The organism is Vibrio sp. 1159 (assembly GCF_033340395.1).
GTDB classification, from domain to species: Bacteria; Pseudomonadota; Gammaproteobacteria; order Enterobacterales; family Vibrionaceae; genus Vibrio; species Vibrio alginolyticus.
On the sequence record NZ_JAWOWL010000001.1, the window covers coordinates 130,128 to 147,759 of the forward strand.

General features: G+C 37.4%; 14 protein-coding genes and 2 pseudogenes. 14 read left to right on the top strand and 2 right to left on the bottom strand.

What is annotated here, in order from left to right; all coding sequences use genetic code 11:
• Window positions 1-454 precede the first annotated feature (454 nt).
• The 14 genes and pseudogenes from R7127_RS00605 (at window position 455) to galU (ending at window position 15,926) form a co-directional block, all read left to right on the top strand.
• Window positions 455-973 carry a porin family protein gene (locus R7127_RS00605; RefSeq protein WP_025534585.1) on the top strand — a complete coding sequence of 173 codons (519 nt, stop codon included), beginning with the start codon at window positions 455-457 and terminating at the stop codon, window positions 971-973.
• 339 nt (window positions 974-1,312) lie between these two features.
• Window positions 1,313-3,670: pseudogene (locus R7127_RS00610) on the top strand (SLBB domain-containing protein); the annotation flags it as partial.
• Window positions 3,671-3,935: 265 nt separating this feature from the next.
• Window positions 3,936-4,931, top strand: coding sequence for a Wzz/FepE/Etk N-terminal domain-containing protein (locus R7127_RS00615; RefSeq protein ID WP_025533540.1), 996 nt, complete (start codon window positions 3,936-3,938; stop codon window positions 4,929-4,931).
• Window positions 4,932-5,643: 712 nt separating this feature from the next.
• Window positions 5,644-6,885, top strand: a complete 1,242-nt coding sequence (locus R7127_RS00620) for a hypothetical protein (protein WP_318148276.1) — start codon at window positions 5,644-5,646, stop codon at window positions 6,883-6,885.
• 24 nt (window positions 6,886-6,909) lie between these two features.
• Window positions 6,910-8,139 carry an EpsG family protein gene (locus R7127_RS00625; RefSeq protein ID WP_318148277.1) on the top strand — a complete coding sequence of 410 codons (1,230 nt, stop codon included), beginning with the start codon at window positions 6,910-6,912 and terminating at the stop codon, window positions 8,137-8,139.
• A gap of 4 nt (window positions 8,140-8,143) precedes the next feature.
• Window positions 8,144-9,172: a glycosyltransferase family 2 protein gene (locus R7127_RS00630; protein WP_318148278.1), complete on the top strand. Its 1,029-nt coding sequence runs from the start codon at window positions 8,144-8,146 to the stop codon at window positions 9,170-9,172.
• Window positions 9,169-10,404: a hypothetical protein gene (locus tag R7127_RS00635; protein WP_318148279.1), complete on the top strand. Its 1,236-nt coding sequence runs from the start codon at window positions 9,169-9,171 to the stop codon at window positions 10,402-10,404. The genes R7127_RS00630 and R7127_RS00635 overlap by 4 nt, the downstream gene beginning before the upstream one ends.
• An 11-nt stretch (window positions 10,405-10,415) precedes the next feature.
• Window positions 10,416-11,084, top strand: a complete 669-nt coding sequence (locus R7127_RS00640) for a glycosyltransferase family 32 protein (protein ID WP_318148280.1) — start codon at window positions 10,416-10,418, stop codon at window positions 11,082-11,084.
• A gap of 9 nt (window positions 11,085-11,093) precedes the next feature.
• Window positions 11,094-11,819 carry a WecB/TagA/CpsF family glycosyltransferase gene (locus R7127_RS00645; protein WP_318148281.1) on the top strand — a complete coding sequence of 242 codons (726 nt, stop codon included), beginning with the start codon at window positions 11,094-11,096 and terminating at the stop codon, window positions 11,817-11,819.
• 27 nt (window positions 11,820-11,846) lie between these two features.
• Window positions 11,847-12,656 (top strand): 3-deoxy-8-phosphooctulonate synthase, encoded by an 810-nt coding sequence (kdsA, locus tag R7127_RS00650; RefSeq protein WP_318148282.1) that lies wholly within the window; start codon window positions 11,847-11,849, stop codon window positions 12,654-12,656.
• A 2-nt stretch (window positions 12,657-12,658) separates the two neighbouring features.
• Complete coding sequence (locus tag R7127_RS00655) at window positions 12,659-13,219, top strand: HAD-IIIA family hydrolase (protein ID WP_318148283.1); 561 nt, start codon at window positions 12,659-12,661, stop codon at window positions 13,217-13,219.
• The gene (gene kdsB / locus R7127_RS00660) at window positions 13,216-13,965 is read left to right on the top strand and encodes a 3-deoxy-manno-octulosonate cytidylyltransferase (protein ID WP_318148284.1); all 750 of its coding nucleotides are present in this window, start codon (window positions 13,216-13,218) and stop codon (window positions 13,963-13,965) included. Before R7127_RS00655 ends, kdsB begins: the two co-directional genes overlap by 4 nt.
• Before the next feature lies 1 nt (window position 13,966).
• Window positions 13,967-14,890 (top strand): KpsF/GutQ family sugar-phosphate isomerase, encoded by a 924-nt coding sequence (locus R7127_RS00665; RefSeq protein ID WP_318148285.1) that lies wholly within the window; start codon window positions 13,967-13,969, stop codon window positions 14,888-14,890.
• Window positions 14,891-15,033: 143 nt separating this feature from the next.
• Window positions 15,034-15,926, top strand: a pseudogene (gene galU, locus R7127_RS00670) (UTP--glucose-1-phosphate uridylyltransferase GalU).
• A 154-nt stretch (window positions 15,927-16,080) separates the two neighbouring features.
• Here the strand turns inward: galU and R7127_RS00675 are convergent.
• Window positions 16,081-16,542: a hypothetical protein gene (locus R7127_RS00675; RefSeq protein ID WP_318148286.1), complete on the bottom strand. Its 462-nt coding sequence runs from the start codon at window positions 16,540-16,542 to the stop codon at window positions 16,081-16,083.
• On the bottom strand, window positions 16,532-17,614 hold the full coding sequence (gene wecA / locus R7127_RS00680; RefSeq protein ID WP_318148287.1) for a UDP-N-acetylglucosamine--undecaprenyl-phosphate N-acetylglucosaminephosphotransferase: 1,083 nt from the start codon (window positions 17,612-17,614) through the stop codon (window positions 16,532-16,534). Before wecA ends, R7127_RS00675 begins: the two co-directional genes overlap by 11 nt.
• Window positions 17,615-17,632 lie beyond the last annotated feature (18 nt).

Sequence of the window (17,632 nt, forward strand, 5' to 3'; positions counted from 1 at the left end):
GTAATCCGTAATCCGTAATCCGTAATCCGTAATCCGTAATCCGTAATCCGTAATCCGTAATCCGTAATCCGTAATCCGTAATCCCAAGCGACAAATTACTAACTTGACGTTTACCTCGATAGTCAGAACACTCGCCACCTAGACCTTTTCTAAAAACGAGTATCCCATTCTTACATTCTAGACATATTCGCCCTCTTGCTGTTTACTGTCATTCCATGCATAATTTGGCAGCCTTGTAGAGCACTTTAAATCATGATTTTTTTGGTGTAATCTCACAAGCTTAAAGGCTTAAATAAAAATATTTATATCAATAAACCGAGAAGTGAATCGGTAATCAGCGAACAGTGGCTAACGCGTAAGTGCCGCAGGGCGGTAGCGTGGAACGCGAGATATTTAACATGCCTTACTGCTCGCTTTAAGCGCTGCGGTAGGTCGATACCTAGGGAACAATTACGTGATTAATAAACGACCATGGCTAGGGGCGTTGAGTGCAATCAGCTTAGGATTGTGCTCTTTTTCTGCTTCGGCTGATTTTTATGCAGGTGCGTTATTGAGTTACTCTAACGCCGAATATCACCACACCACCTCATCTTCAGTAGCTGAAGGAAGCCCTTTTCTTCTTCAAGCTCAAGCTGGCTACTTCTTCAATGATTACCTCGGATTCGAAGCCCGTTACGGCACCTCTCTTGAACGCGATGGTGGATTAGCTGTCGATAGTATAGTAAGCGGCTTTACCAAGTTTAATATTCCAGTCTCTGACCGAGTCGCCCTATATGGATTGGCAGGTTACTCCAGTGTGCAAATTGATCAACAAAATGTTGGATCTGGTAAAGATCAGGGCTTTAGCTTTGGTATGGGCGCGCATTACGCGCTCGATAAGCAAAGTGCCATTGTCTTTGAATTTATTGATAGCCTCGCAGAAGATAAAGTCCGTCTGAATGGAATTTCGCTTGGCTTCCAGCACCGGTTTTAATTAAAAACCTAGCGCCTAGGTCATTGTGTCTAGGTTTTTCACTTCATTATATTATAGCGATCGATCATGCTTAAAGGATATTTCTCCATTGCGGTTTGTGTATTGGCCAGTATGCTTGCGCCATACACGTTAGCGCAGAACCCAACTCCAGAACAAATTCAAATGTTTAAGAGCTTACCAGCCAGTCAGCAACAAGCACTGGCAAGTAAGTATGGTATTTCCATCCCATCAGCATCTTCTCAGCCAGATACTTACCAAAACCCACAGGTGATTGAGCCTCGTACTCCTGTGAACGACAATGAACAAAATAGGAAAGTAAATCAGAAAAACCAAGAGACAGGGTTAAAACGCTTTGGGTTAGAACTTTTTGCAGGCTCACCAAGTACATTTGCTCCTATTAGCGATGTTCCAGTACCGGCTGACTATACGGTTGGTGCGGGTGACGAGATCGTTATCCAGTTATTCGGTAAAGAGAATACCACTCATCGTCTTCGTGTTAACCGTGCAGGTATCATCAATTTCCCGTCATTGGGTCCAGTGCAAGTGGCGGGCATGAGCTTTTCTGAAGTGCGTGATTCACTAAACCAGCGTGTACAAGAGCAGATGATTGGTGTACGTAGCGACATCTCATTGGGTGAAATGCGTACCATGCAAGTGTTTGTCATGGGCGATGCGTACAAACCGGGCGCGTATACCGTGAGTGCTCTATCGACGATTTCTCAGGCGATTTACTACAGTGGTGGCTTTGGCGAAAGTGGTGCGCTGCGTAATATTCAGTTGAAGCGTGATGGTCAAGTTATTCGCAATCTAGACATGTACGATTTGCTTCTAAACGGCGATGCTCGTAACGATGTGCGCTTAATGCCAGGGGATGTGGTGTTTATTGGCTCGGTGGCACAAACCGTTTCAATTGATGGTGAAGTTAACCGCCCAGCTATATATGAAGTAAAACCGGGTGAAACTTACAAACAATTAATTCAAATGGCGGGTGGTTTTACAGCCAATGCCTTCTTTGAACAAATCGATATAAAACGCTTTGGCACTGAAGGTAGCCGAGAAGCATTAACGCTGAACTTTATTAACGCCCAAGACCAACAAGCGAAAGTTAAAGTGGGTGATGAAGTCAATGTGCTGAAAAAAAGCGCAGAGTTAACTCGCTATGTTCAAATAGAAGGTGACGTACGCCATCCTGGCTTTGTTGAATGGAATAGCGGACTACGTATTGCAGACCTTTTTCACTCTGTTGACTCTTCCTTCAACTCAACTGCAGATGTTAATTACGCCGTAGTCGTACGAGAAGTCAATCCGCAACGAGATATAGAAGTCCATCAAGTTAACCTTGCAAAAGCGATCTTATCGCCAGGCAGCAAAGATAACATACAACTTAATTCTCGTGACCGAGTATTGGTCTTTAACCGATTAAGCATTACGAATGTTGAATCGTTATTAGAAACTGAAGATAAAGCGAAGAGTTTAGAACAAGCTCAACAGCAAGCTCAAGAGCAAGAACGTGAGCAAGCTGTTGAGCCGTCGAAAAATGTTTCTCAGACTGACATTCGCATGATGTGGCAAGGTAAGCCTGTTTCAAGAGAGCAACTTAATAGTTTAAAACAGAACACTCGTACAGCTTTATTAGCTCCTGTTTTACTTAAGCTGCAGCAGCAAGCTCGATTGGGCATACCACCACAAATCGTTGAAGTAACAGGCGAAGTAAAATATCCAGGACGCTACCCAATTACTTCACGTATGACAGTATCTATCCTATTAGAGGCTGCAGGTGGTTTGACTTATAGTGCTTTCAGCAATGCAGAGCTTGCGCGAAGCACCATTAATAACCTTGATGAAAGAGCATCTGTTGGTATAGAGCGAATTAATCTTATTAAGGCCATTCAAGGTGACATTAACCATGATGTAATTATTAGTGGAAGAGATAGATTAAACGTTCTCCAAAAGCAGGATGTGAAATTGCAAAGCACAGTGACTTTGCAAGGCGAAGTTCGCTTCCCGGGTAACTATACTGTACGACAAGGTGAAACGCTCGGAGAGCTACTCGAGCGGGCTGGTGGTCTTACTGAGTTTGCTCACCCTCAAGGGGCAATATTTACTCGTGAAGCACTTCGACTAAAAGAGCAGAAGCTACTTAACGAGTATGCTGCTGACGTGCGTGCAGAAACAGCCAAGAAGACTTTCCGTGCCGACAGTAACTTAGGTTCCATTATTTCTGACCCAGATAAAACACTGAAATTTGTCGAGGAAGCTAGTCGCAGAAAAGCACTTGGCCGAATGGTCGTTCAGCTCAATCGTATTATTAAAGATGAGCGTTCTGCTGACTTTATGCTAGAAGACGGCGATTTCCTATTTGTGCCGACCTTCCGTAACACCGTATCGATTATGGGTGAAGTTCAGGTTCCAATTACTTATCTAAGAGATAGTAAGTTGGATGTGGATGATTACCTGAACAAAGCGGGTGGTGCGAAAAAACAAGCAGATGAAGACCGTATTTTCGTCGTACGTGCCGACGGCTCTGTTTATAAACCGACGTCAGGCTACTGGTTTGGTAATAACAATGAAGAGCTAAGTGCCGGTGATACGATTGTTGTTCCAATAGATACGGACTACCGTGACGCGCTGAGCACTTGGACTGCCGCAACGCAAATCCTTTACCAAACAGGTGTAGCAATCAACGCATTGAAGTAAAAAAGCTTCGGTCCTAGGGGCTAGGTCTCTGGGACCAAACACCTCTTACTTCGCTTCAAAAGTAAGAAGGTATGGCTCGAAGTGCTTTGTATAGGAAATATAAAACGTCATTCCAGCGAGGCTAGGAATCGAATCAACACGCTCTCGATAGCTGAAAGTCATATCTTCAATGGATAATCGCTGTACAACGAAATTATCCTAATTCACCAATCTTCAAACCTAGAATTAGTACTAGATTCTGGGCTGCTAGGACCTTTTTAACCCTATGGAACCACACAAAGAACCACAACCAAATTATTTACCCTATCCCCCGCAGACTCCTGTTGCTGATGATGAGATCGATCTGCGTGAATTGTTCAAGGCTATCTGGAAAGGTAAATGGCTCATCATCACCACAACGTTTGTATTTGCGGTCGCTTCGGTATTGTACGCGTTAAGCCTACCGAACATTTACAAAGCTGATGCTTTACTAGCACCGGCAGAAAGCTCAAACGGTGGCGGTTTAGCAAAAATGGCCGGTCAACTTGGTGGCCTAGCGGCATTAGCTGGGGTTAATCTTGGTAGTGGTGAAACTTCTCAAACCGATCTTGCAGTCCAAGTCATAAAGTCTCGCCAGTTTGTAGACGAATTCATCAATAAACATGACTTGCTAGTGCCGTTAATGGCAGCAAAAGACTGGGATTTATCTAATAACCAATTAGTTTTAGATGAAGAACTATATGATCAGAATACTGGTAAGTGGTTACGCGAGCCCGAAGGTCTTCGCGGTGCAAAACCAACAGCGCAAGAGGCTTTTGAACGTTTCAGTAAAGATATCTTAAGTGTAAATCAAGATAAAGAGAGTGGTTTATACACAGTATCGGTGAAGCATTACTCTCCTTATGTTGCTCAGCAATGGGTTAACTGGCTGATTGAAGATATCAACAAAGTCATGCGTGAACGTACTATTGCAGAAACTTCTCAAAACTTGGCTTATCTGAATACTCAGCTACAGAAAACGGCTGTAGCCGATATGCAAAGCACGTTTTACAAGCTTATAGAAGAACAAACCAAAAGCTTAATGCTGGCTGAAGTTCAAGAAGAGTTTGTATTCAAGGTAGTAGATCCAGCCGTTGTTCCAGAAATAAAAGATGGTCCTAAGCGAGCGCTGATCTGTGTACTAGGTACATTACTGGGTGGAATGCTAGGTGTCGCAGTTGTGTTAGTACGATTTGCGTTTCGAAAGGATGAAGATATAGAGGACCTAGCATCCAGAGCCTAGGCTACAGAAGCCATTGGGGCAGGTTTAGGAAACTAGGATAAAACAAGCAATTACAATGAGATAGTAAAAATAGGCTGTCTCAAAATGGATAAAAAGTGTCTCAATTGACTTGATTGTCTGAGATGAAAAAACGATTATATTCAACAAGCAGGTGCGCTTTGAGAAATTGAAAAGAAAATACAGGACCTGTTGGGGCGGGTTGGGCGAATTTAAACAAAACAAAGAATTACTATTGATTCGACATTATTATACGTCTCAAAACGGCTATCTCCTGTCTCAGGAACTCAAATTGTCTGAGTTCGCCAGGACTCTTGAAGTAATTTACGCGAAATCACACGAAAAATTCTTTAAGAGAATGGAATTCAATAATTCAAGAAGTAATGTTCATAGCATTATTATTCGGCTATTAATTTCTAGTCATATAATTAGAGCGTGGTATTAGACGAAACGGTTTTTATAATCTGTAATCAATCCCTCAGAAAAATAAAAAGTTTTCATCACCAATGACTAGTAATCCAATTACCACTAAGTTAAATGTTAGTTCATCAACACGAGAAATGTTTATTCATAAATTATTATGTTGGATATGTTGTGAACTACAAAACGGTAGAATTACTTAATCGATACAATTAGAATTTTTTAGAATTAGATTTACTTTAACAAACTAATAATATTTACTCTTTAGCTTGATAAATTATCGAGGTTGATTTGAATGTGGCGATTTTTTAGGCATTTCTTGTATATTATAACAGGCAATGTAAGCCAAGTGATATCGAGTTTCTTGATTGCTGCAATAGTAGTTAATAAATATGGGATGGAGAGTTATGGTAAGTTTGTGGTAGTGCAATCTTTTTTCATGATATTTCCTTTAGTTACAAGACCTTTGGTTTGGCAGGCAATCGTAAAATTTAAAAATGATTATGATATAAATGCGTTGTTCTACTATGGTCTAATCAAAGAGGTTTCAATATTTTTAATAACCAGTCCAATAATACTCGCATTATATTTAACATTAAAAAATACGATAAAAATAGATTATTTTATATTTGAGCAGCAAGAGTTATTTGTCCTTCCGTTACTTTTTTCATTCGCTTTAAATTGCGGAGCAGTAATTGGTTACTTTAGGGCTAGAGAACAATATCTTTTTGTTTCAATAATACTAATGACTAGTTCGATAACAAAACTTTTAGCCGCTTATTTTATTAACGCAGATATTGAAGAACTTATCATAATATTGTGTGGTATCGATGGAGTGGTTTGGTTTCTGTCGGTATGTTTTCTTTTGTTTGTTAAAGTAGGAATTAAATCAGTACGTGGTTCAAAATTACAGAAACTCAAGAAATTTAATTCTTACGCTTTGTGGGGGAATATACATTCACTTGTTGATATCCCTGTAGTATATTTAGACCGTATAGTTATATCCATGGTTTTTACTGTTGAGTTAGCTGGGGTTTTTAATCTAATAAAACGAATAGGTGGTATGGTTAAACAATTATCTGAACCTGTTTTACAAATACTATTCCCTAAATTTATAGATCATTTAAAAGAGAACAGTGTAGATAAAATAAAAAACATCGCAAATAAAATAATGTTAACTGCAATTGCTATTTCTATTTTCGTGGTTATTTTTGGGTACGTGGGTTTTGACTATTTCGATAGATTATTATTTAAATCGCTACTAATTGATTACAAAATTCATGTCATATTATTCGGAGTATTACAAGCGTATGCGTTTGCATTCATATGGGTGCATCCTTTATGTATAAGTTTATCTGCGATGAAGTCAGTAACAGCCATAATTGTTTTGAGTAACATGGTATATTTAATTGTGCTAATGTATAGTACCGAAAGGTTAGGAATGTATTCATTAATACTATCATCCCTTATACAATATACAATTGTTATTATAAGTAAGCTTGTAATAATAAGGATGAAACTTAAACAAACATTATGACATCTGTTTTGTAATATTAAATTCATGAAAAATAATTATATTGGGAAATATGTATCGCCAACAATTAATAAGCACAACTTAATAATTGTAAGGTTTATTTTGGTATTGCTGACTTTTTCAACTTTACCAACAATAACCGTTTTATTTTTATTGGTTTATTTGTCACTCACATTCAAGAGGAATATTGAATCATATATATATATATTCTTGGTTGTTCTTTTTGTAGCTTCGGTAAATTCTACCAAAGTAGCTGAAAGCGATTTGAGTAATTATTATGAATGGTATAGAGCACTGGAAGATATACCATTTATTTATGCTTATAAGTTTAGACCAACAGATCCCGTTTTCATATATACAACGAGTCTTTTGACAGTATTTGATAATGAAAAAACATTTTTGTTATTTTGGAATTGTTTGTCAATCGGATTGGTATTAATAGCTTGTGTTAATATAAACAGATATCTTGGTAATGTTGATAATAAATTTCTTTATATTCAGCTTGTTGCTGGGGTATTTTATTTTTCTCAACCCGAACATATGAGCCATACTACAAGAGCTTTTGCTTCTTTAGCATTTATGCTGTTAGCTATGTCCTACATGTTATCAAATAGTAAGAAAAAATATTACCTATTATCTTTTATTGGTATTGGTATACATAGTTCTAGTATTGTTTTACTTGGACAAGTGCTTAAATTGCGCACATTAATAATATTATTACCTATATCTTATATTCTTGGGATAGGTAATCTATTCTCTATTATAAAAGCACTATTAAATGGCTTGAGTATATCTATATTTAATGTGTATTTGGATTATTATATATATCGAGCTTCAGATTTAACACAACAAGTTTTAAATACAAAACAGTTCTTGGTTTTTATAGTAGAACTTGGGATTGTCCTATTATTGGTTTTATTCAATAGAAAAACATATAAAAGTCCAAGAATATATAATGTATTAGCGCCATTTCTATTTATTAGTTGTCTAGTCTTAATTTTCCGAAATGTTCCTTTATTTTCAGTAAGAATGTTTCTATACCACAACTACTACTTTTTCATATCGCTTAGTGTTGCTTTTATTTTTCTAAAAAATATGCATTATGATAGGGTTGAAATAAAATGTCTGTTTTCTTTACTAACATCGATGTTTTTCTTTTTAATGTATTTGTATAAATATATCTTTGGTTCACATTGGACATATGAAGTTTTTTCTGATCAGTTACTACTGTCATCATGGTTTGAAATAGTTAGGTGAGATAATGAGTGAAATAGATGTTTTAATCCCAATGTACAATGCAAAATCCACAATAGAAGATTGCATTAATAGTGTATTAAAACAAACTGTAGAGGCAAATATAATTATATGCGATGATGCTTCTAAAGATGAATCTTTCAATATTGTAGCAAGACTGGCAGAAGCTCACAAAAATATAACAATAATAAAGAATGAAGAAAACCTTGGTTATTTGAAAACTTTTAATAAGTTACTTGATAAAAGTAGTGCTGAATTTGTTGCGTTTTTAGATGCAGATGATATGTATGAGACTGAAAAGCTTAAAAGGCAACTTGATTTTTTAAATGAAAATCCCTGTACTGATGCTGTAGGCTGCAATTTTAAAAGAATAGATGAAGAAAGTAACTATTGTTCAGTTTCATCTAATTTACCTTTACATCATGATGAGATATTCGCTAATTTGTTTAATGGCAACGATGTCATTTGTGGCAGTTCTATTATGATTCGAAAAGGTATTATATCCTCGGTTGGTGGTTATAGAGAATACTTTAAAGGAAAAGTTGGTGAAGACATAGATTGGTTCAGCAGAATAATTCAAAAGCACAAAGTAGCAAATATAGAATATTCTGGTTACATCTATAGGATGTCGTTATCTTCATTAACTAGAATTGTTAAGTATGATGTAGAGTCCATTCATATCCATGATTTTATTGTTGAATTATTTCGGGGAAGAGTTGCTAGAAATAAATATGAAGATATTGTAGATAACAATAACTTTGAACAAATAGAATTGTTTTTTAAAAGATATAAAGACATTTATAATTCTTATCCTTGCAAATTGTACTCTAAAACTGCAGTAAATCATGCAATAAATGCCAACTACATTCAGTGCATTAGAGATCTTAGACTGTGCTTTCAGGGTAAAGTCAATTTGCTAATTTTAATAAAAACAATAATTTTTGTAACGATAATAAGAATTTTCCCTAATGGTTTCCTAATGAACTTAAAAGAACGATTTGGATTGAATAATTTAGCCAAAAGGTTTTTGTCATGATCTTATACTATGCTGACAATATTGAAAGAGCAAAGTTTTGGATAGAAGTTAGTCGTAACTTTTCATCAGAATTTGATTCTCTTTTTATAACTAACGAACTGAATGTATATCTTTATCTAGTTGCAAAAGGTAAGAAAGTAATAGCGATTAAAGAAAAAGGTAGTAAACGGTTATCTCGCCATGATGATAATGTTGTTGATATAAAGAGAAATTACGAAGTTATTAGTGGTGATACGTCAATAGAGTTAGCAAAAAAAGTAGTAGATATCACAATACAGTCATGTAGTAGAATTGATAAAACGTTAGTTAAGTATGTGTTTATTTGGAATGGTGAAAGTTTAATTGCTAAAACAATATTTAATGAATTCAAAGCATTTAGTAAATTTAGATTTTTCGAAATATCAAATTTCCCAGGAAAAGTTTTTGTTGATTCCAAAGGTACAAATGCACAAAGTAAGTACTTTGAAGATTCTTCTATAGTAAATAAAAGACTTATAGATAATGAGGTTGAAGCGGATTTTTTTAATTGGAAAAACAAGTATTTATCAACACTTCAAAAGCCAAAGCAAGTAAAAGGTAAGGGAGGTAAGTTGTTACTATTCTCTCTTCTTAATGAATCAATTAAATACTTTGGTTATTATATTCTCGGTTTTTGTAAACGAGCTGACGATTCATACATTAATAAAGTCTATAGATTGTATAAATTTCATAATAAAAAAGAAATAAAATCAAACTATGAATCTTCAAACATAAGTTCCGAAAAGATTAATAATTATGTCTTTGTGCCTTTCCAAGTTTCTAATGATACTCAAGTATTAGTTAATAGCAAAATCAATAATATTGATTTGATATTAAAGGCTATTGAATTTTCTAAAAATAACAATATTCAAGTGGTTGCAAAAATACACCCAGCTGAAGAAAATCATGAGCATATAAAACAACTTTACTCTATTTGTAATTTAAATGGCGTTATATTGAAAAATGATTGTGATTCTATAGAGTTAATAAAAGGTGCAAAAGTTGTATTTACAATAAACTCTACTGTAGGACTTCAATCAAAAATAATGGATAAAGATGTTCAAATATTCGGAAATGCAATATACAAGTATTTCAATGATATTGATATGAAGGTGTTTATTACCCGGTATTTAATAAATGTTGATTATTTCAGGCCGCAAGGATTTAATAAGGCAGAAATTAAGAAAATCATTGAGTTAGACAACATTTTTTAGAAGAGTAAATTATGAGTAATTTGATACATTACTGCTGGTTTGGTCCTAATCCAATAAGTAATTTAAATGAAGAATGCATTAGTACTTGGGGCGATTATGTTTCAAACATTACGATATTTAAATGGAGTGAGGAAAATTCACCAATTGATAATCCTGTTGTTCAACAGGCATTACGAGATAAAAAGTGGGCTTTCGCTTCAGATTATGTCCGACTTTGGGCTGTGTACGAGTACGGTGGAATATACTTAGATACAGATATAGAGTTGGTAAAAAATATCGATCATCTTTTTTTGCTTGATTGTTTCTTAGGCTATCAGGACGACAAGTTGATTACAAATGGTGTTTTTGGAGCAAAAAAAGGAAGTGCTTTTGTAAAGGCTTGTATGGATAGAATGGAAAATAACCATAAACTTGGCAAGTTTGAAATATCACCAATAGTGGTGAGTAACGTTCTTCAAGAAAATACATTCGATGAAGATATTGAAATATTTACTCAAGAAGTTTTTTATCCTTATAAACCCAATAGGGATACTGTAATGCAGCTGATGTATAAAAATATAAAAAATACCACACTAGCTATTCATCATTGGCAGCATAGTTGGAAGTTGTCCTATTATGATAGGCTTAAGATTATATCTAGGAAATATTTTAGATTAACTATTAACAAATTGAAATGGTGAGAGGTGATAATGAATTGGTTAGATAAAAAAATATTACTCTCGCCAAACATAGAAACATTGCTTAATAATCACAAAACAAATTCCATTAAAGTAACATTCGTTAATCCATTCTCATATAACTTAGTAGAACAACGAAGTGAATATAAAGACGTGTTTGATGGAGTATATGTGGATGGAGCATCATTAGTAAAAATATTTAATCTAATGCATGGTGCAAATATTAGTAGGTATAGTTTTGACTTTTCGTCAATAGCTAGTGATGTGTTGGAATTTGCTGTAGAGAACTCCAAGAAAGTTGCATTTATCGGTGGTAAGCAAGAAGAAATAAGTTTAGCAGTTGAAAATATTAAGCTTCAGTATTCTGGAATTGACATAGTATTTTATCGGAACGGATACTTCAATACTGATCAAGAGTTAGTAGAATGCTTAAAATCTCTAGAAGAACTCAAGGTGGATTTGATAATAGTAGGTATGGGTACGCCTTACCAGGAAGATTTTATAAGCAAAATTGATTCCCATTTGGAGCAAAATTTTATAGCTTTCACCTGTGGTGGCTTTTTAAGCCAAACTGCTGTGAAAGGTGATTATTATCATCGATGGGTTAAAAAGCTTGGGCTAAGGTGGTTGCAGAGAGCAGTATCAAACCAACATGTCAGAAAAAGATTGGTTTCCGATTATCCAAGATTTTTTGTCAAGTATGTTTTGAGAGTCGCTAAGTCTAAATTTATTTTATAAGTTTTTGTTATTCCTCTTTCTATTTGTTTGGAGTCGGATATGTTTTTAATAGCAGGGCCGTGTGTTATTGAATCGGAGTCTTTGGTAATTGATACTTTTGGTTCACTTAAAGAAATTTGTGGTAACTTGGGTATAGAATATATAGCTAAATCTTCTTTTGTAAAAGCCAATCGATCTTCCATTAGCGCTTTTACTGGCCCTGGGCTAGATAATGGTCTTAGCGTATTGCAAAAGGCAAAGAGCCAACTTAATGTTAAAGTTTTAACTGATGTTCACGAAGATACACCTCTAGATGAAGTCGCATCAGTAGTTGATGTACTTCAAACACCAGCTTTTTTAGTTCGGCAAACAGGGTTCATCCAACGAGTGGCTTCGATGGGTAAACCTGTCAATATCAAAAAGGGCCAGTGGATGCATCCTAGTGATATGGCCCCAGTCGTTGAGAAATGTCGTGCTGTAGGAAATGAAGATATTTGGCTATGTGACCGTGGCACTAGCTTTGGATTTGGTCAGTTGATCAACTATATGCCGGGTTTAACTATTATGAAAGAAACCGGATGCAAAGTTGTCATGGATGCTACGCATAGTGTTCAAATGCCTGGCACCTTGAATGGTTCGACAGGCGGTAATCGTTATCATGTGCCTGCAATAGCTAGAGCAGCCGTAGCTGTAGGAGTAGATGGTCTATTTATGGAGACTCATCCAGATCCAGATAATGCTCTATGTGATGGGCCGAATATGCTGCCGCTTAAGCATATGGAGGAGCTTCTTGAAACATTGCTTGAAATTGATCAGGTTGTGAATAAGCGTCCATTGATTGAATCTAAGTTAATCTAAGTATGTCTATAAAGATCAACAAACCAATCAAAATGGTTCTTTTTGATGTAGATGGTGTCATGACTGATGGTTCTATTTATATGTCAGAATCTGGAGAGTTCATCAAAGCATTTAATGTCAAAGATGGACTTGCTATCGAGTTACTCCGCTCGCATGGAATTAAATCCGGTGTAATTTCTGGTAAAGCTAGTCCTGCACTAACAAAGCGCTGCCAACAACTTGGCTTTGAAGTTATTGAAACTGGCTGCAAGCATAAGCTTCCTAAATTGGAAGAAATTTGTAATCGTTTTGATATTGCTACAGATGAAATAGCTTTTTGTGGTGATGATGTGCTTGATTTGCCCATTATGAGCCAATGTGGTTTGTCAGCCGCACCAGCGGATGCTCACCAATTGGTCTTAGCCGAAGCTAATTGGATATCTCAATGTAACGGTGGCTTTGGAATGGTCCGGGATTTTGTGGATCACTTACTCATGACACAAAGTGGCCTTCAGCTAAAAGAGATCTATCAACCGCTTTTGAACAAAATTGCTCAAGACGACTTCAAAGGAGTAGAGCAGTGAATAGCAGGATAAAAGTTGTCATACCCGCGAGATATGGGTCTTCACGTTTACCTGGTAAGCCTTTGCTTCCATTATGTGGTAAACCTATTTTTTGGCATGTGTTCCAGCGTGTTGTTGAGGCAGGTGTACAATCTGAAGATATTGTGGTCGCTACAGATAATGACCGTATTTTTTCAAAAGCATCTGAATTAGCTATACCATGTGTTATGACCGATTCAAGGCATCCTAGCGGAACGGATAGGTTAAATGAGGTTGCGGATCAACTTGGTTGGGATGATGAGACGTTAATCATTAATGTTCAAGGAGACGAGCCATTAATTCCAAGCGCATTGATATGTCAGCTAATTAATTTTACCCAAGAGAATGGCCAATTTGATATTACGACAGCTATTTCACCGATACATTGTATTGATGATGTGACTAACCCAAATATCGTTAAAGTTGCCATGGGGGAATATAGTCGGGCTGTATATTTCTCTCGTTCGGCCATTCCATTTAATCGTGACCAACCTGAATCAATTGACTCAGTCTTTCGTCATATTGGTATTTACGCTTATTCTGTAAAAAGCCTTCGCCAATTTTGCCAATATTCAGAATCAGCATTAGAGAATATGGAAAAGCTTGAGCAATTACGTGCTTTGAGCAATGGTTTTTCCATTGGAGCAACGATTGTAGAACAGGCCCCACCACACGGAATTGATACTGAGCAAGATTATTTAAATGTTAAAACAATAATGGAAAACTAAAATGTCAGTAATTGAGCGCGCTAGGGAAGTTATCCGCACAGAAATCAGTGGATTAGAATATATGGCTACACAGCTTGGCCAGTCTTTTGAAGTTGCTATAGAAGCAATTTTAAACACCAAAGGCCGTACCATTATTTGCGGTATGGGTAAGTCGGGGATTATTGGTAAGAAGATCGCTGCATCTTTTGCGAGCACAGGCACGCCTAGCTTTTTCATGCATCCAGGTGAAGCATTTCATGGCGATTTGGGTATGGTAAAGACAGAAGATGTCTTCATTGCTATTTCCAACTCTGGTGAAACAGACGAGGTATTGAAGTTGCTGCCTTTTTTACGTGATAACGGTAACTTTATTGTCGCAATCACTGGTAGGCCAGAATCCACTTTGGCAAAAGCTGCGCATTGTCACTTAGATATTGCGGTTCCACAAGAAGCATGTCCGTTGCAACTTGCTCCTACATCATCGACTACAGCTACCTTGGTGATGGGTGATGCTTTAACGGTAACCTTAATGAATTCACGTAATTTTCAGCCAGAAAACTTTGCTCGTTTTCACCCTGGTGGAAGTTTAGGAAGAAGATTGCTTTCTAAAGTCGGAGATGAAATGGTCTCTGAATATCCAATCGTAGATCAACACGATGATTTTAAGTCTGTTATTCACTCAATTACTAGCGGGAAACTGGGGTTAACTCTAGTTAATTCACCTTCCGGTATAGGAATCATAACTGATGGAGATATTCGACGAGCTATGGATAAAAATGGCAAAGAAGTGTTCGATTTGGTTGCTATAGACATATCATCTAACGATCCACTTACTGTGTCACCAAGTACTAATATTCAAGCGGCTTACGAATTAATGTCTGACAGAGGTATCACTTCTTTGTTAGTTGTTGAGCAAGGTTCTGTTGTAGGTATATTGAAAAAATAATTGTACAAGTAACTAATTTATAGTGTTTGTTATCGATGTTTTATATTACACATAATGGGCAGTGAGTCTTTTGACCGCTGCTCTTTTTTGTCGCTACATAATGCCATTGAATAGGCTTAATAAAAAAATCAAAGGACAACGTCATGATCAAACACGGTTTGTTTCCTGCCGCTGGCTACGGTACCCGATTCTTACCTGCCACAAAGTCCATGCCGAAGGAAATGATGCCAGTGGTCAACAAACCACTTATTGAATATGGTGTGGAAGAAGCGATTCAGGCCGGAATGAACCATATGGCTATCGTAACCGGTCGCGGTAAACATACCCTGATGGATCACTTTGATAAAAATTATGAGCTAGAGCATCAAATTAGCGGCACGTCGAAAGAGTTGTTGTTGGATGATATTCGCTCCCTAATCGATTCTCCTTCATTTACTTATATTCGTCAGCGCGAAATGAAAGGGCTTGGGCATGCTATCCTGACAGGCAAAGAACTGGTTGGCGACAACCCATTTGCAGTTGTGCTTGCCGATGATCTTTGTGTTAACGAAGACAAAGGTGTGTTGAGGGGAAATGACTGATCGGAATGCTCCGAAATATGCACCGTTGCACCATCGTTGCTGTACAGGAAGTTCCGGACTCTGAAACGCATAAATATGGGGTGATTGCTGGAGAGCAACTCAAAGGTGATCTCTTCCGTGTGGACAACATGGTCGAAAAGCCTGCGCCTGGCACGGCTCCAAGCAATCTCGCAATCATAGGTCGCTATATTTTGACACCAGATATCTTTGAACACATTGAAAATACCAAACCTGGCAAAGGTGGAGAAATTCAGATCACCGATGCACTGTTAAAACAAGCCCAGCAAGGCTGTGTGATGGCCTATAAATTCAAAGGTAAACGTTTCGATTGTGGCAGTGTGGAAGGCTACATTGAAGCAACCAATTATTGTTATCAAAACCTCTATTTGACGCCTCCGGCTAACGAGCAACAGGTCCAGCAACGAGAGAGTATTGACGAACTTTTGCCTGCATAATGAGACTATGAGATTTGGCGACTATCTAATCGCTAACGAGTTTTATTAGTCATTGCGAATTGTAATTTCAGTTGAGGTAGTGTTGATATTTTGTAAGATACAGCCAACCAGATGTATACCGAGTTGGCTGTGTTGAAATTAGAACGGGCTGTGTTTAATTCGGCTCACGTTTCGAATCACTGTAAAGTATGGCGTTATTTTCCCAAGGCATCGGCAAGAGAAAATAACGCCATTGATCTATGTGAAAGCATTGCGGCGTAGCCCTAAAGCAGTAGCATAGGCATTGACTCTCCTCAACCATGTTCACCAGAACCGCATTGATGAAATAACACACGTCAGCCTTTGGATGTTGCTGTTGTTCCAGAAGGGCTAAACACAATGTTCGGCAATAGATCAAATGTCGCCGCCACACCTGCTCCTTCTCCATTTGTCCCTCCGCTTCCAATAAGGCCGCATAGTATTTCACCAACGGCAGTTCTGGGTGGCTGATATGCCAAGACAAGTCTTCAAAAACGCGATTGCGTGAATAGACGATGGCCTTCGCATGTTGGCAGGTAAGGCGTCGCAACGACTTATCAAGCTGATATGCTTCCCAATAGGCCGAACTATTTTGCAAAAGAAGTATCGTTTATGCGGGTGTCCTTTCCTAACTTAGCACGGATAAAGCGAGTTATTTTCCAGATATACGCCAAGACAACAGAGTAAACTATAAAGCAGGCAATAAATAGCATAAACATTATTACTTCAGGAATGTTTGTTGCCTCACCATAAATTCCGAATGACGCATACATTGCGGCGATCAAACATATAGCAACTAGCGTTTGTCTTGGGCCTAAGCCTAAACGCTGGAAAATGTGATGCAAATGTTCTCTGTCCGGTTTAAATGGGGAATCACCTCTTCTAACTCGGCGAATCATAATTGCTGCCATGTCCATTAATGGTACCGCAATAAGCCAAAGTGCAGTTACTGGGCGCATAAGTGGAGTGCCTTCCGTTTGGCTTACTCCTAAAAGTAACCAAATGACAGTAAAGCCAATCATCATACTACCGGCGTCTCCCATAAATACCTTACGCTCTCGTCCCAGTACTCCCAAGTTCATAAAGATATAAGGCAGCATCGCTACAATAATGACAACGCATAGGTAAGCTAAACCGTGCTGACTGTCTATTTGTAGCAAGAATGCAATGGCACCAAAAGTTACGATAGATAGTCCACCCAACAAGCCATCAATACCATCCACCATATTAAACGCATTAATCGCTCCAATGACAGCCAGAATGGTAACTAATGTCCCCCCCAAACCTAATGATATCTCACCGATTCCGAACAAATTGCCTAAGCTATGTAGCTCAATACCAGCAACTTTCATCATTATAATCGATAAAATGGCTTGAACTCCCATACGAACTTTAAAGCTCAAATCTATTTTATCGTCAACAGCACCGACAAAAGTAAGGACAGCAATACATAACAAGAACAGCCAGCTATGTTCGATTGCTTCAGGCCTAAAAGTTAAGTACTGCGCCAGCACTAGGCAAATGGAAATCCCACCTACCAAAGGAATTGCACCATCATGCAGTTTTCTGGCATTTGGTTTGTCTACAAGACCAATTCTTTTTGCTATTTTTCGCATCAAGAATAGAGTTGTAAATGAAGAAAAAAAGATAAAACTAAGCTCGAGGAACATAATTTAGCCAACGGTTAT